Here is a 15,388-nt window from a genome sequence, read left to right as displayed (position 1 = left end):
ATATCTGCACATCTAAAAATTATGATCCACAAAAAAACAAGAACATACATCCCGGCCACACTCGAAATGAAGTGGGAGAACCTGGAACCTATTTATAAAGAACTGCTCGATCGTCCGCTGAATTCAGTTCAGGAACTGGAAAAATGGCTGCATGATAAAAGCGAGCTCGAAGCCGCTTTGGAAGAAGATTTTGCCTGGCGCTATATCCGCATGACCTGCGACACAGCCAGCGAAGAGCTTTTACAGAACTTCCAGTACTTTGCTACCGAAATTGAGCCTAAAGTTGCGCCTTATGGTAATGAGCTCAATAAAAAACTGGTTGCCAGCGAATATGTTAACCAGCTCGACGGCGAAAAATATTTTATCTTTTTACGTGCCGTAAAAAAAGCCCTCGAATTGTTTAGGGAAGAGAATATCCCCGTACAAACCGAGATACAGGTTGAACAGCAAAAATATCAGTCTATTACCGGGGCCATGTCGGTACACATCGACGACAAAGAATTTACCTTAGAGCAAGCTTCTGTATTTCTGAAAGGTACCGACCGCGTTAAGCGACATGAGGTTTGGGAAAAGATCACCAAACGCCGTTTACAGGATAAAGAGCAGCTGAATGAGTTATTCGATCATCTGCGCAAACTAAGACATACCGTGGCTACCAATGCCGGCTTCGAAAACTTCAGGGATTACATGTTCCAGGCACTGGGGCGTTTTGATTATACCCCGCAGGATTGCTACGCTTTTCACGCGGCTATCGAAACCGAAATTGTACCTATCCTGCGCGAACAAGCCGCGAAACGCAAAGCGGCCCTTAACCTTCCCGAGTTAAAACCATGGGATATGGATGTGGATATATCGGGCAAACCCGCTTTAAAGCCTTTTAGTGATGGCAATGATCTGATTGAGAAATCCATCCAGTGTTTCAGCAATATCAACCGTTACCTGGGCGAGCGCCTGGAGATCATGAAAGATAACAGCCTGTTTGATGTGGAAAGCCGTAAAGGCAAAGCCCCTGGCGGTTACAACTATCCGCTGGCCGAAACCGGCGCGCCATTCATTTTCATGAATTCGGCCAATACCTTCCGTGATTTGACTACTATGGTACACGAAGGCGGGCACGCGGTACATACTTTTTTAACCGCCGACCTGGAACTGAATGATTTTAAACATTGCCCTTCAGAAGTGGCTGAGTTGGCATCCATGTCGATGGAGCTGATCTCGATGGATAACTGGAATGTATTTTTTGATAATGAAGAAGACCTGAAACGCGCCAAACGCGATCAGTTGGTTGACGTGTTGAAAACCTTGCCATGGGTAGCCGTGATCGATCAGTTTCAGCACTGGATCTACACCAACCCCAATCATACCGATGCCGAACGCACCGAAGCCTGGATAAAAATATTTGAACCATTTGGGGCCGGCTTTGCCGACTGGAGCGAGCATCCTGATGCCGAAGCTAACCTTTGGCAAAAACAGCTGCATATTTTCGAGGTACCGTTCTACTACATTGAATATGGCATGGCCCAGTTAGGCGCTATTGCCGTATGGAAAAACTATAAAGAAAACCCCGAAAAAGGTTTACAACAATATCTGGATGCCCTGAAACTGGGTTATACCAAAACCATCAAGGAAATCTACGAAACAGCAGGAATCAAATTTGATTTCAGCGCGGCTTATGTAAAAGAGCTGGCCGAATTTGTAAAAGCCGAAATGGACAAGATCAATTAAAAATAACATCGGTTTGTGCAAAAGCCTCTCCGTTTGGAGGGGCTTTTTTATTTTTAGAAGATCAAAGTGTATTGTTTTTAATACAAACTGATCAGCTTGACGTTCCAACAGATACCGTGAAGCCGATTGTTGGTTATCCTACTCATTAACAGTGCTATCCATCTGTCATCCTCCTGTTTCATTTCCTTTAAAAACTCTTGCAGATTAGTCTTTGGCATACCCATTGCATTATCAGTCTTATAAGACTAATTCGTATATAATTGACAGTCAATAAGATACGATTTAGTCATATTAAATTCATTATTAATATTCTTTTAAACTAACCGGCCTGCAGAGGGTTCTAATCAATATGAAAAAGATAATTTTAAGTATAACAATCATATGCTTGTTTGCAACACTGGGTTTTAGCCAGGCTTTAAAGCCAGTGCAGATAGATAACCTGGTTTCGATATCATTACCGGCAAATTTTTTAAAGAAAGACACTTTAGGTCAGCAAATCTATTCCGGTAATGGAGCTTTTGGTTATATGGTAGTAATTAAGGCCAAAAATCCGGCTAACACCAAACCACTGGATAAAGAACGCGATTTGAACCAGGTGTTAAAAAACACGGTGAATGATATCCAGAAACAATCAGTTACCGGTAGTGTCATGAACCTGCGAGATACCACTGTTGGCTCATTAAAAGCCAAAGTATTTACACTGTTTGTTGATAATAGCAATACAACAGGCGAATCGCCACAGTTAAGGAATTTTATCCTGATATATACTCAGGAAGCTGCTTATACAATTGAGTATCTGATTCCCGAACAACGCCAGGATTTAGCTAAAGATGAGTTGAAAGCATTTACCGGTTCATTAAAAATAGCACCTGAACTGCAGCGCCATGACCAATATATATCAGACGCCAAAGGTATATCATTTGGTGCCAAAATGGCCTTATACGGCGGTATCCCTATCGTACTGATCATTGTACTAATGGTTATCCGAAGGAACAGGAGATTAGCGCTTGAACAAGCTTAATAGCAAAAATTTAAATAAAAAAAGGCCCGGTTTAAACCGGGCCTTTTTTTATTCTATATAGTCATGCCGAACTTGTATTCCATTGGTAGGTATACGCCGTGATAGTTAACCTGCCTTGAGGGATCTTGAAACAAGTTCAGGATGACTTTATTTACTCAGCGTTTTAATCAATCCCCTATTCCATTTATCGGTATGAATAAACCGCCTGCTATCCAGCCAGCTCAGCCAAATTACCGTTACAATTACGCCGATAATCGAACCCATCATCACATCCTCAAAAAAATGCTGGCTCAAATACATTCTGGAATAGCCTACTGCTACGGCAACCAAAAAGGCCGGTATCCCCCATAATTTGTTTTTGCACAAATAAGTGATCACCACCGTAGCCGAAAATATAGAAACCGTATGACCCGAAGGAAAGCTATGCGTAGCCAATATGTATATACCCTTTACAAAATGGATGCGATCGAGCTGGTTTTCAAAATATATCCGGGGGCGTGGCGCATCGAAAATAAATTTCAGGATCTGGGCAACAATACTGGTAACAGCATAGCTTGTAGCCAATAATAACCCTTTCCGGTAACTGAATAAGCCGACAACCAGCGAAAGGATCACCGCCGTAAGTCCTTCGCCAATATCCGTTACATAAGGCGCCAGCGTATCTGCCCAGGGCGCATTTAAGCCATTCACAGTAAAGTATATAGTTTCGCGGCTATAAGATAGTTTGATAATCAAACACACGCAGAGCAACAGGAGGTATAGGATAAAAAACGGCCTTATCCGGTACAAAACATCTTTTATTCCTATCTTCATGGCGCAAAATAAGCATATACTTATTCAATGCAAAAAAATGATTATGTTTGAATTTGAGTTGAACTAATTAGCTGAAATAAATGTCGAAAAGTATATTTCGTAAGAAATCTGTTGAAAAAATATTACATGATGTAGAGTGTGGATTTAGTGATAGCGAGCACCCCGGGACACCGACATCACAGCTCAAAAAAGAACTTAATGTAAAAGACCTCACCCTCATGGGGATAGCGGCCGTTGTGGGCGCGGGTATATTCTCAACCATCGGCGAAGCCTCTTTTCATGGCGGGCCCGCGGTTTCCATCTTATTTGTAGTTACAGCCATCACCTGCGGTTTTTCGGCCCTTTGTTATGCCGAGTTTGCCTCACGCATACCCGTTGCAGGTAGTGCCTACACCTATGCTTATGCCTCCTTCGGCGAACTGATTGCCTGGATCATCGGCTGGGATCTTTTAATGGAATATGCCATCGGCAATATCGCGGTGGCCATATCCTGGAGCGAGTATTTTGTAAACCTGCTCGAAGGTTTTAACATCCACATGCCCAAATACCTTACTATGGATTATGTGTCGGCTTTACGGGCGCATGAACAGGTACAGGCAGCCGGTGGCCACCTGGCCGATATTGGCGACAGGGTAAAAATAGCGGCATCGGCATGGGATATGGCTCCAGGTATAGGCAATTTTAAACTGATTGCTAATTTGCCTGCTTTAGGTATTGTAATTATTATCACTTACCTGGTTTATGTAGGTATCCGCGAAACAAAAAAGGCAACCAATGCCATGGTTATCCTTAAAATATTAATTGTTATAGCCGTTATTGTTATCGGCTTTTTTTATGTTACCCCTGCCAACTGGCACCCTTTTATGCCTAACGGTTTTAGTGGAGTGATGAAGGGCGTATCAGGCGTATTTTTTGCCTATATCGGTTTTGATGCCATATCAACCACAGCAGAGGAATGTGAAAAACCCCAGCGCGACCTGCCCCGTGGCATGATCTACTCACTTATTATTTGTACAGTTTTGTACATCCTCATTGCCCTGGTGCTTACAGGTATGGTAAGTTATAAAGAGCTTCAGGTTGGTGATCCATTAGCATTTGTGTTTGCCAAGGTTGGTTTGCACAATATCAGCTATGTAATATCTATCAGCGCGGTTATTGCTACAGCCAGCGTTTTATTGATATTTCAATTAGGGCAACCACGCATCTGGATGAGCATGAGCCGTGACGGCTTGTTACCCAAAGCGTTCTCCCGTATTCACCCTAAATTTCATACGCCCGCTTTTGCAACCATAGTTACCGGTTTTGTGGTAGCTATACCGGCCCTGTTCATGAACCTGACCGAAGTTACCGACCTAACCAGCATCGGTACCCTGTTTGCTTTTGTACTGGTATGCGGCGGTGTGCTTTTATTACCACGCCAGGGCGCACAAGCCGGTAAATTTCACTTGCCTTATGTGAATGGTAAACTCATTATACCGTTCATAACGCTTATTATTTTGGGCGCTTGCATTTATTTTAAGCCAGCCCCACAAGTAGAGATGATGCAGCTTAAAAAGCTGAAAGACCGCTCGGCTATTATTGAAAACCTGGATGCTACGGATAATACAACCCTGCTTACCAGTTTCAATACGCTGTATGGTGATCAGCATATAACTCCGGCTAACGCCACAAAATATTTCAAAGACATTGAGGAAGATAAATTCAACACTGCCCTAAGGGCTACCAATATCAGCGATGCTAAAAAGTATTATCTCGGTCTGGATGGGTTCCTGTATAACTTCCCGAATTACCTGTTTTTTATCCTGATCATCATTATCAGCATATACAGCTTTATCAAAAACTTTTCGCTGATACCAGTGCTGGGCTTAATGAGCTGCTTTTATTTAATGACGGAATTGGGTTACACCAACTGGCTGCGTTTTTTAATATGGCTGGTTATTGGCCTGGTTATTTATTTTACTTACAGCTATAAAAACAGCGTACTGGGTAGAGTGGCAAGTGCTAAGTCGTAAGTTCTGAGGATAAAATTTCATCTTTAAGTTTGTTATTTTTAGTACTTTGAACTCAAGACTTAGAACTCAGAACTTGTATGACCTGGATATGCCCCATATGTAACCGCGAATTTGCTGCTACCAACCAGGTACATTCCTGCCGGGAACGTAACCTGAGCGATTTTTTGCAGGGAAAGTCGGATGATACCATAGCTCTTTTTGATTATTTCATCAACGAATACCTGCAAATAGCGCCCATCAAAGTTTATCCAACCAAAAGCATGATAGCCATAGGCGATCGTGTGAACTTTGCCTATGTTACCCAATTGGGTAAAAACTTTGTTGATGTGGTGTTTCCCTTTAACGAGATATATGAGGATAACCTCTGCTTTACCAAGATAAAAACAGTACCGGGAACTAATGATCATAACCATTACTTCCGGATGTATTTTAAAGAAGACCTAAACGACGAGGTGAGGAAATACATGAAAATGGCCTGGGAGAAGGGGAAGTAGTTTGGAGTCGGAAGTCTTAATTAAGAAATCTTTAGCAAAAAGAAAGATCTTTTACCAACTACAGGCTTAAGACTTCCGACTTAATACTCTCTACTGCGGATAATTCTTATGTTTCTTCTTACCCAAAATCCATTGCTGAGCTTTAAAGCTCAGATAAGCCGAACCTGCCCCTACAAGTGCTCCAGCCACAACATCACTTGGGTAATGAACGCCCAGGTACATCCGAGAATAGCCTACCGCGCCCGCGTATAAAAACGAAGGAGCTATCACATACCATTTGGGTATAGCCAAACTTAAAGAAGTGGCCGCCGAAAAAGCAAATGCGGTATGCCCAGACGGAAAGGAAGGGTCCGTAGGCCCCGGCAATTCTTTCAGCGTTATCAGATCGGGATGCGCTATGTAAGGTCGCGTACGGTTAAATATCTTTTTTAACACATAGGTAGAGCCGCCCGCGACAATCAGAGACGCTCCGGCCTGTAAACCAGTTATTTTGAGGTCGTCATCATGGTTAACAAAGCCGGCTACCAGGAAGCCAACCGGTACCGCCGCATCAACATAAATAGCTTTTTTGGTAACAAATCTCCAGGTTTTATCTCCACCGCTAACCGGGCAATTGATATCTTTTAACAGATTAAGATCAAGCCCCTGGGCAAATAAACCGGCGGCACAAAACAATGCCCAAAACGTCAAATATATTTTCTTTTTCACTCGCAGGATTTTTCAAACCGCGATAAAAGTGAAAAAACATTCTGTAGTAATATTGGATTAATATTGACTTAACATCTTTTAGAGAAGAAGGAGCAAGGATTTTGGGACCAAGGAACAAAAATTACTAATTGGGGCAAAGATTTTGGGAACAAGGATTAAGTCTTTAAGTCTAAAAGTCCTTACTCCAAAAATCCCAAAATCCTTGATCCAAAAAATCTAATTTACCCGGTGTATCTCTATAGCTTCAGGGATCGACAGCATTAACGGTACTTTCTCTACAGTAACAAAGCTCAGGTCCAGACCAAAGCCACGTTCCTCAGATAAACTCACCTTTTTAAGCTGTACGTAGAAATCCATGATAAACCGTTCGTAGAACGACAGGCTGTGCGAGCGTGACAGCACTTTTTCGATCACCACAAACCTGAAATCGCCAACGATCTTGTGTTTGTTCAATGATTTATAATGACTGGTAATATCCACCTCGCCTTTTTTAACCAGATCTTCCACTACTTTACGGAACAGCAGGTTGATCTGTTGCTCTACCCGGAAACCAAGTTTAAAGTCGATCCTGATCAATTTGTTAGGCACCAGGAACTCCACTTCATATTCGCGTTTGTAAGGCTCATCAACCACATCAACATGTACCAGCCAGTAAACATCAGCACGTTTAGGTTGCTTTTGTAAAATGGAGTAAACTATCTTCGATTCAATTTCGGAGTTGAAATTGGCGCTGGTTAAATACACCAATTGCGACGCGTATTTAGGTACGGTTTCATCGGCGCTTAATTCTTTAAGAATATCAAAGTAATCATCAATACTCACAAACTTCACGTAACGGTTCCTGATCTTACGGGCCGTGTGCCAGGTCCACATTACGGTGAACAGCACAAAACCTATTGACAGGGTAAACCAACCACCATCCAGGAACTTGTGTAAGTTACCCGCCAGGAAAGTACCCTCGATAGACACGTAAACAACCAAAAATATAGTAATGATATAGTTGGGTACCTTTTTGCGCTTCAGGAATTTGGATACCAATATAGTGGTCATCAACATGGCCACGGTTATACTTAAACCATAGGCAGCCTCCATCCTGTCAGAATGACGGAAGATCAATACCACACCCAAACAACCAGCCCAGAGTATCCAGTTTACACTGGGTACATACAGTTGTCCTTTTTGTTCCGACGGATAATTGATACGCACCTTGGGCCACAGGTTAAGTCGTACGGCCTCGGCTATCAGCGTAAATGAGCCCGATATCAAGGCCTGGCTGGCAATAATTGCCGCCACCGTGGCTATACCAATACCGAATATCAGAAACCAGGCCGGCATTATTTTATAGAACGGATTATTAATATTAAGGTCCATCACAGTGCCATTGCGTTGCAACAACCAAACTGCCTGGCCCAGGTAGTTTAGTATCAAACAGGTTTTAACATATATCCAGCTGATACGGATATTGGCTTTACCACAGTGACCCAGATCGGAGTATAAAGCCTCGGCACCGGTAGTACATAAAAACACGGCGCCTAATACAATAAACGCGTTACCACTGGTGCTGGAGCTTAATAATTTATAAGCATAATATGGGTTTAAGGCCCTTATTACGATTGGATCATGGATGATATAGCTTATACCCAGCACACCCATCATAGTGAACCAGATAAACATGATAGGCCCGAAAGCTTTACCCACCAGTGATGTACCAAATTGCTGTATCACAAAAAGCGCAGTAATGATGGCCATTACTATCTCGACGGTAGGTAAATTCGGATAATAAGTTTGCAAACCCTCAATAGCCGATGATATGGTAATTGGCGGGGTAATGATACCGTCGGCCAATAGCGCGCAGCCACCAACCACAGCAGGCACAATAAGCCATTTGGCTTTACGGCGCACCAGCGAGAAAAGTGAGAAAATGCCACCTTCGCCCTTGTTGTCGGCACGCAGCGTGATCACCACATATTTCAACGTGGTTTGCAGCGTAAGTGTCCAGAAGATGAGGGATACACCTCCGAGTATTAATGTTTCGGAAATTTGTTGCTGGCCAACTATAGCCTTAAATACGTATAATGGGGAGGTACCAATATCACCGTAAATTATTCCTAAACTGATAAGAAGGCCCGCGGCCGTCAGTTTTTGCAGATCTTTATGGTTCGACACTATTATATTTTAAAGTTGCAAAAATATTAAATTTTTCCAGTAAACTTAAATAAACATTAAACGTATAAATGAAAGAAGAGTCAAATAGTGTAAAACGGACATATTTTGTTAAAAATTGTTAAAAAGTTTTACAAAAGCATCATTTTTTTAATTGATGATGGCTTTATTTATACTTTTGTAGACGAAGACTTAAAATGGGGCGAAAAATAACTTATTCCTTTATTTACACTTATACATGGTTCGTACTAATTGCGATGGCAGTTTTTATGAATCTGGCCTTTGTCTCCGATGCCAAAATTAAAAACGACACTACTTACCTGCGTGCTTCAAAAGAGAAGGCAGGAAAAATGTCTTATTTTAAAAATGGGCTGCACCTGGTATTACCCCCAACAAAACCCGCAATAACATCAAGCGTAAAAGTAAGCGTTTCGCGCCCCACAGATAAATTATTGAATGATGTGCAGGTATACCCTAACCCGGTTACCGATCAGATCAATTTAAAATATACCATATCCCGCAACTCCAATGTCACTATTAAAATAATGGATATTTTGGGTAACGATATTACCACCATGTTTTCATCAAGGGTTGATTCCGGCGATCATAACATCAATTACCCTATAGCCAACAAACTTAACCGCGGCTTTTACTTTGTACGCGTTGTAGCCGGTACCGAATCGGTTATCAAGCGCATCTCGGTATTGTAATCCTTAATAATTCATCTTTTATTTTGTCATCCTGAGGAACGAAGGATCTGTTATTTAACTATTCAGGTCATATAATTAGATGCTTCACTACGTTCAGCATGACAAATCTCTCGCTCAAAAACTCAAATCATATTTGCCATTTCCCCAAAATCCCCATACCACAAACCAACCTATTTTTTTAGCTTTGGCGTTTAAGCTTTACTTATGAAGATAATTGCCATTGGCCGCAACTATGCCGAACATGCCAAAGAATTAAATAACCCGGTACCCGCCGTTCCGGTTATTTTCATGAAACCCGAAACAGCCATCATCAAGGATAACAAGCCTTTTTACCATCCCGATTTTTCTGACGATGTACATCACGAGATCGAGATCGTTTTAAAAATAAGCAAGGAAGGCAAGCACATCAGCGAAAAATTCGCGGCTAATTACTATGAGGAAATTGCCCTCGGTGTTGATTTTACCGCCCGCGATATCCAAAGCAAACATAAAGAAAAGGGCCTGCCCTGGGAACTGGCCAAAGCATTTGACGGTTCAGCTCCCATCAGCGCTTTTGTGCCCAAAAGTAAATTTGCCCAAATCTATGATCTGAATTTTAAACTGGACGTAAATGGCGAAACCCGGCAGCAGGGCAATACCCGTGATCTGCTGTTTCCGTTCGAGAACATTATTGCCTTTGTTTCACGATACATCACCCTTAAAAAAGGCGATTTGATATTTACCGGTACCCCACAGGGCGTATCAAAAGTAAAAGTTGGCGATAGGCTGGAAGGATATTTAGAGAACGAAAAACTGCTTGACTTTTACGTTAAATAAAATATGATTAAAAAACAGCTGATTGCAGCCGCGCTATGTCTCGCTTTTAATTTGGGCATACAGGCACAAACACCTATACAAAGCAGGCAATACCCGCAAAACTATTTCCGCTACCCACTTGATTTGCCGCCTACAACAGCCGGTTCATTTGGCGAACTCAGGCCTTCCCACTTTCACTCGGGGCTCGATTTTAAAACCAATCAGCGTACCGGCTACCCGGTACATGCGGCCGCCGAAGGCTATGTATCAAGGGTAAGGGTGCAATTTGGTGGTTTTGGTCGCGCGGTTTACATCACCCATCCCAATGGCTATACCACCGTTTATGGTCATCTCGAAGCTTTTTCACCGGCTATAGCGGCCATTGCAAAAGCCTACCAATATGATCACCAAACCTACGAGGCCGATTTTAATCTCGACCCTAAACAGGTACCTCTTCAAAAAGGTGACGTATTCGCCATGTCGGGCAATGCCGGGGCATCGGCTGGGCCGCACGTGCATTTCGAGATCAGGGACACTCAAACCGAGCAAACCATTAACCCGCAATTGTTTGGTTTAACCATTCCGGATCGCGTTCCACCATCCATCACATCTATCGGCATTTATCACCTCAACGGTAGTCCTTTCAGCGAAAAAACGCCTAAAGAATTTCTGGCAGTAACCGGGAGCGTAGGTACAGGCAGCTATCGCTTATTAAAACCACAGGTGTTGCATCTGAGCGGATACGTAGGTTTCGGTATCAATACTACCGATATGAACAGCGCGTCGGCCAATCATAACGGCATTTATTCACTGGAGTTAAAGCTCGATGGTCAAACCGTGTATACCTTTACAGTAGAGCGTTTTGCCTTTGATCAAACCCATGCCATCAATGCTTATATTGATTATCCCGCGTTTGAATCATCGCGCCGCTGGATGCAGAAGTGCTTTATATTACCTGGCAGCCACATATCCCTTTATCCACAGTCCATTAACCGGGGTATCATTACTTTTGATGACAACGCTCTGCACGATGTGGAGTATGTAGTGAAAGACGTGGCCGGCAATACATCAACCCTGAAACTAAAAGTACAGTCAGAAAAATTTACGCCCCCTGCTTATAAAATAGCTGGTACATTGTTTCATTTTGATCAAAAAAGCGAGTTCAGTACAGATAAGGTGAAGGTGAGTATTATGCCGGGCAATTTATATGACGATTTGGATTTTATTTATTCTGTATCGCCCAAACCGGCCTCGGGCTTTTCGCAGGTACATCATATCCATAATCGCCTTACACCCATCCATGATAGTTACGACCTTTGGATAAAACCAGATGCCGACCTGGGCAAATATGCCGATAAGGCAGTGATTGTAGGTACAGCAAATGGTTGCCAGGGTGGTTATTTTCAGGATGGCTACGTTAAATCAAAAGTGACCTCCTTTGGCGATTATTTTATTAAGATAGATACCATTTCACCGGTTATCCATCCGCTCAATATCATCAACGGTAAAAACATGGCTGCGGCCAAAAGTATCAATTTCAGGATGAGCGATAACCTGTCGGGCATTAAAACCTATGCGGGCACTATCGATAATAAATGGGTTTTAATGGAGTGGGATTATAAAAGTAAAATACTAAGTTATACCTTTAACGGCGAAATTGCTCCCGGTAAGCATGTATTTAAGCTTACAATTGGCGACAATAAGAATAATTTTTCGGAATTTACAGCCGATTTTTATAGATAGTATAATTTAGTATCAAGTAGCTAGTATCAAGTATCAAGACCTCTTGAATGCGGTGTTTAGGAGCAACGAAAATCTTGATGTAAAAAATCTTGATACTTGATACTAGCTACTTGATACTAACCGGCTACTTGATACTAAAAAACAAACAACACCTATGGCAACATTAAAAGAAGGCGATAAAGCCCCCGATTTTACGGCGAAGGACCAGAATGGTAAAACCATTTCGCTTGCTGATTACAAAGGAAAAAATGTGATCCTTTACTTTTATCCAAAAGATGACACCCCGGGTTGCACCGCCGAGTCATGCAACTTTAGAGATAACTATCAGTATTTATCGAAAATTGGCTTTGAAGTGATCGGAGTAAGTACCGACGACGAAAAATCGCACAAAAAATTCGAGACCAAATACAGCCTGCCTTTTACCCTGATAGCCGATAGCGAAAAACAAATTGTAGAAGCTTATGGCGTTTGGGTAGAAAAAAACATGTACGGCAAACAGTATATGGGTACCGCACGCACTACTTTCCTCATCAGTGCCGATGGTATCATCAGCAAAATAATTCACAAGGTTGATACGCAAAACGCTTCACAGCAGATACTCGACCTGATAGCATAAACTTTAAAAACCATATCAAAGCTATTTTTAGCGATCCCGAACTTTATTGATGAAACCTACTATTCAAGAATTAGAAAAAACCGCGTCGCAGATCCGCCGCGACATTGTACGTATGGTACACGCCTGCCAATCCGGTCACCCGGGTGGTTCATTAGGCTGTACAGACTATTTTACCGCCCTTTACTTCTCGGTAATGAACCACAATCCAAAGTTTAACATGGATGCCGTGGGCGAGGATATTTTCTTTTTATCAAACGGGCATATTTCGCCTGTATTTTACAGCACATTGGCCCATGCCGGTTATTTTGACAAAGCAGAGCTGGCTACCTTCCGCAAGCTGAACACCCGTTTGCAGGGCCACCCAACCACGCATGAGCATTTACCGGGAATCCGCATCGCTTCGGGTTCATTAGGTCAGGGTTTATCGGTAGCTATTGGCGCCGCTCTTACCAAAAAATTGAATGGCGATAAATCATTAGTATTTACACTGCACGGTGATGGTGAGTTGCAGGAAGGACAAATATGGGAAGCCGCCATGTTTGCACCGCACAATAAAGTAGATAACCTGATATCAACCATAGACGTAAACGGCCAGCAGATTGACGGACCAACCAACCTGGTATTGTCATTAGGCGACTTACATGCCAAATGGGAAGCTTTTGGCTGGGATGTACTGGAGATGAAAGGCAACGACATGGCCGATGTGGTAAAAACACTGGAGCTGGCCAAAAGCCGCACAGGTCAGGGCAAACCGATCATGATACTGATGCATACCGAAATGGGTTACGGAGTTGATTTTATGGTGGGCAGCCACAAATGGCATGGTGTAGCGCCAAATGACGAGCAGCTGCAACTAGCCCTCGGCCAACTGGAAGAAACACTGGGCGATTATTAAGCCCCTTCTTAGAAGCAAGAGACAAGAATCAAGACACAATAATTTATCACATAGAATATTTCCCAAAAACACTCTCTCCCGATAACTATCGGTATGGAAAGGGTTGGGTGAGGCTCATGAAAAAATACACTTACACAGATAAAAAAGATACCCGCTCGGGCTTTGGCGCCGGGCTGCTGGAAGCCGGCAGAAAAAACAACCAGGTAGTGGCCCTTTGCGCCGACCTGATCGGATCGTTAAAAATGAATGATTTCATTAAAGAATTTCCTGAACGTTTTGTACAGGTAGGTATTGCCGAAGCCAACATGATGGGCATTGCCGCCGGTATGACCATTGGCGGTAAAATTCCGTTTACAGGTACTTTCGCTAACTTTTCAACCGGCAGGGTTTATGACCAGATCCGCCAATCGATAGCTTACTCCAACAAAAACGTAAAAATTTGCGCTTCACACGCCGGTTTAACCCTGGGTGAGGATGGTGCTACTCACCAGATCCTGGAAGATATTGGGCTGATGAAAATGTTGCCGGGTATGACAGTGATCAACACCTGCGATTATAACCAAACCAAAGCCGCTACCCTGGCCATTGCCGAATATGATGGCCCGGTTTACCTGCGTTTTGGCAGGCCGGTGGTGCCTATTTTTACCGATCCGGATCAAAAATTTGAGATTGGCAAGGCATGGATGGTGAATGAAGGCGCAGATGTAAGTATATTTGCCACCGGTCACCTGGTATGGCAAGCCATATTGGCCGGCGAAATATTGGCCGAGGAAGGTATTGATGCCGAGATCATTAACATACATACCATAAAACCTTTGGATGCAGAAGCCGTATTAAAGTCGGTAGCCAAAACAGGTTGCGTAGTAACTGCCGAAGAGCATAACCGCCTGGGTGGTTTGGGCGACAGCATTGCACAAGTGCTGGCGGTACATAACCCAACACCACAGGAGTATGTGGCAGTTAATGACAGCTTTGGCGAAAGCGGTACACCAGAGCAGTTGATGACAAAGTATGGCCTTGATGCCGAGCACATTGTGCTGGCGGCAAAAAAGGTGATGAAAAGAAAACAAAATGCGATAATAAGCATTTAACTATAAAATTTAAAAAATGTCGTTGCAGGTTGAAGATTCAGAGATTTTAAGTAAGTTCCAGGACGAAAAAACACGTAACGAAGCGTTTAACCTGTTATTGAAAAAATACCAGCAAAAAATTTACTGGCACATCCGTCGTATGGTTGTTGATCATGACGATGCGGACGATCTTGTGCAGGACGTTTTTATCAAGGTTTGGAAAAACCTGCTGGGCTTCAGAAACGACGCGCAGCTATACACCTGGATGTACAGGATAGCATCCAACGAGTGTATTACCTTTTTGAACAAGAAGAAGCAAAAAAATAATATACCGTTGGATGATGTAGCTTATGAACTGGCCGATTCATTAGCCGATTCGAGCTATTTTAACGGCGACCAGGCGCAACGCAAACTGCAGGAAGCATTGCTTACCCTGCCCGAAAAACAGCGCCTGGTTTTCAACATGAAGTACTATGATGATATGAAATATGAAGAAATATCTGACGTTTTGGGTACCAGCGTGGGTGCGTTAAAGGCATCTTTTCACCTGGCAGTCAAGAAGATAGAGGCATTTTTATTATCAAAAGATTAAATTCAAAATTAATACAGATTTACGTTAAACC

The 15,388-nt window shown here is 42.8% G+C and carries 14 protein-coding genes; 11 read left to right on the top strand and 3 right to left on the bottom strand.

Going from position 1 to position 15,388, the window contains the following annotated elements:
* The first annotated feature begins 21 nt into the window (after window positions 1–21).
* Window positions 22–1,725, top strand: coding sequence for a M3 family oligoendopeptidase (locus ACTJKG_RS22375; RefSeq protein WP_440740453.1), 1,704 nt, complete (start codon window positions 22–24; stop codon window positions 1,723–1,725).
* A 349-nt stretch (window positions 1,726–2,074) separates the two neighbouring features.
* Window positions 2,075–2,746 (top strand): hypothetical protein, encoded by a 672-nt coding sequence (locus ACTJKG_RS22370; RefSeq protein ID WP_172336365.1) that lies wholly within the window; start codon window positions 2,075–2,077, stop codon window positions 2,744–2,746.
* A 147-nt stretch (window positions 2,747–2,893) separates the two neighbouring features.
* Here the strand turns inward: ACTJKG_RS22370 and ACTJKG_RS22365 are convergent, their stop codons facing one another.
* On the bottom strand, window positions 2,894–3,559 hold the full coding sequence (locus ACTJKG_RS22365; protein ID WP_440740452.1) for a phosphatase PAP2 family protein: 666 nt from the start codon (window positions 3,557–3,559) through the stop codon (window positions 2,894–2,896).
* A gap of 80 nt (window positions 3,560–3,639) precedes the next feature.
* Here ACTJKG_RS22365 and ACTJKG_RS22360 point away from each other — a divergent pair, with 80 nt between their 5' ends.
* Together ACTJKG_RS22360 and ACTJKG_RS22355 are read left to right on the top strand one after the other, a co-directional pair.
* Window positions 3,640–5,571: an amino acid permease gene (locus ACTJKG_RS22360; RefSeq protein ID WP_440740451.1), complete on the top strand. Its 1,932-nt coding sequence runs from the start codon at window positions 3,640–3,642 to the stop codon at window positions 5,569–5,571.
* A 77-nt stretch (window positions 5,572–5,648) separates the two neighbouring features.
* Window positions 5,649–6,065 carry a DUF5655 domain-containing protein gene (locus tag ACTJKG_RS22355; RefSeq protein ID WP_253952260.1) on the top strand — a complete coding sequence of 139 codons (417 nt, stop codon included), beginning with the start codon at window positions 5,649–5,651 and terminating at the stop codon, window positions 6,063–6,065.
* 90 nt (window positions 6,066–6,155) lie between these two features.
* On the opposite strand, the gene ACTJKG_RS22350 is transcribed toward ACTJKG_RS22355, so the two are convergent.
* Both ACTJKG_RS22350 and ACTJKG_RS22345 read right to left on the bottom strand, forming a co-directional pair.
* Window positions 6,156–6,773, bottom strand: a complete 618-nt coding sequence (locus ACTJKG_RS22350; protein ID WP_172336368.1) for a phosphatase PAP2 family protein — start codon at window positions 6,771–6,773, stop codon at window positions 6,156–6,158.
* A 216-nt stretch (window positions 6,774–6,989) separates the two neighbouring features.
* Window positions 6,990–8,939 (bottom strand): KUP/HAK/KT family potassium transporter, encoded by a 1,950-nt coding sequence (locus tag ACTJKG_RS22345; RefSeq protein ID WP_172336369.1) that lies wholly within the window; start codon window positions 8,937–8,939, stop codon window positions 6,990–6,992.
* 254 nt (window positions 8,940–9,193) lie between these two features.
* Here ACTJKG_RS22345 and ACTJKG_RS22340 point away from each other — a divergent pair, with 254 nt between their 5' ends.
* The 7 genes from ACTJKG_RS22340 (at window position 9,194) to ACTJKG_RS22310 (ending at window position 15,357) form a co-directional block, all read left to right on the top strand.
* The gene (locus ACTJKG_RS22340) at window positions 9,194–9,646 is read left to right on the top strand and encodes a T9SS type A sorting domain-containing protein (RefSeq protein ID WP_172336370.1); all 453 of its coding nucleotides are present in this window, start codon (window positions 9,194–9,196) and stop codon (window positions 9,644–9,646) included.
* Between the two features lie 204 nt (window positions 9,647–9,850).
* Entirely contained in the window at window positions 9,851–10,462 is a 612-nt protein-coding gene (locus ACTJKG_RS22335) for a fumarylacetoacetate hydrolase family protein (RefSeq protein ID WP_440740450.1), read from the top strand.
* A gap of 3 nt (window positions 10,463–10,465) precedes the next feature.
* Window positions 10,466–12,184: a M23 family metallopeptidase gene (locus ACTJKG_RS22330; protein WP_172336372.1), complete on the top strand. Its 1,719-nt coding sequence runs from the start codon at window positions 10,466–10,468 to the stop codon at window positions 12,182–12,184.
* Between the two features lie 154 nt (window positions 12,185–12,338).
* Window positions 12,339–12,800, top strand: coding sequence for a thioredoxin-dependent thiol peroxidase (gene bcp / locus ACTJKG_RS22325; RefSeq protein ID WP_172336373.1), 462 nt, complete (start codon window positions 12,339–12,341; stop codon window positions 12,798–12,800).
* 49 nt (window positions 12,801–12,849) lie between these two features.
* On the top strand, window positions 12,850–13,695 hold the full coding sequence (locus tag ACTJKG_RS22320; protein ID WP_172336374.1) for a transketolase: 846 nt from the start codon (window positions 12,850–12,852) through the stop codon (window positions 13,693–13,695).
* 116 nt (window positions 13,696–13,811) lie between these two features.
* Entirely contained in the window at window positions 13,812–14,786 is a 975-nt protein-coding gene (locus tag ACTJKG_RS22315; protein WP_172336375.1) for a transketolase family protein, read from the top strand.
* A 16-nt stretch (window positions 14,787–14,802) separates the two neighbouring features.
* Complete coding sequence (locus ACTJKG_RS22310) at window positions 14,803–15,357, top strand: RNA polymerase sigma factor (protein WP_172336376.1); 555 nt, start codon at window positions 14,803–14,805, stop codon at window positions 15,355–15,357.
* The last annotated feature ends 31 nt before the right edge of the window (window positions 15,358–15,388 follow it).

This window comes from Mucilaginibacter sp. 22184 (genome assembly GCF_052045695.1).
GTDB lineage: Bacteria > Bacteroidota > Bacteroidia > Sphingobacteriales > Sphingobacteriaceae > Mucilaginibacter.
Note: the sequence above shows the minus strand (reverse complement) of the source record. Positions and strands in the feature narration are given on the sequence as shown.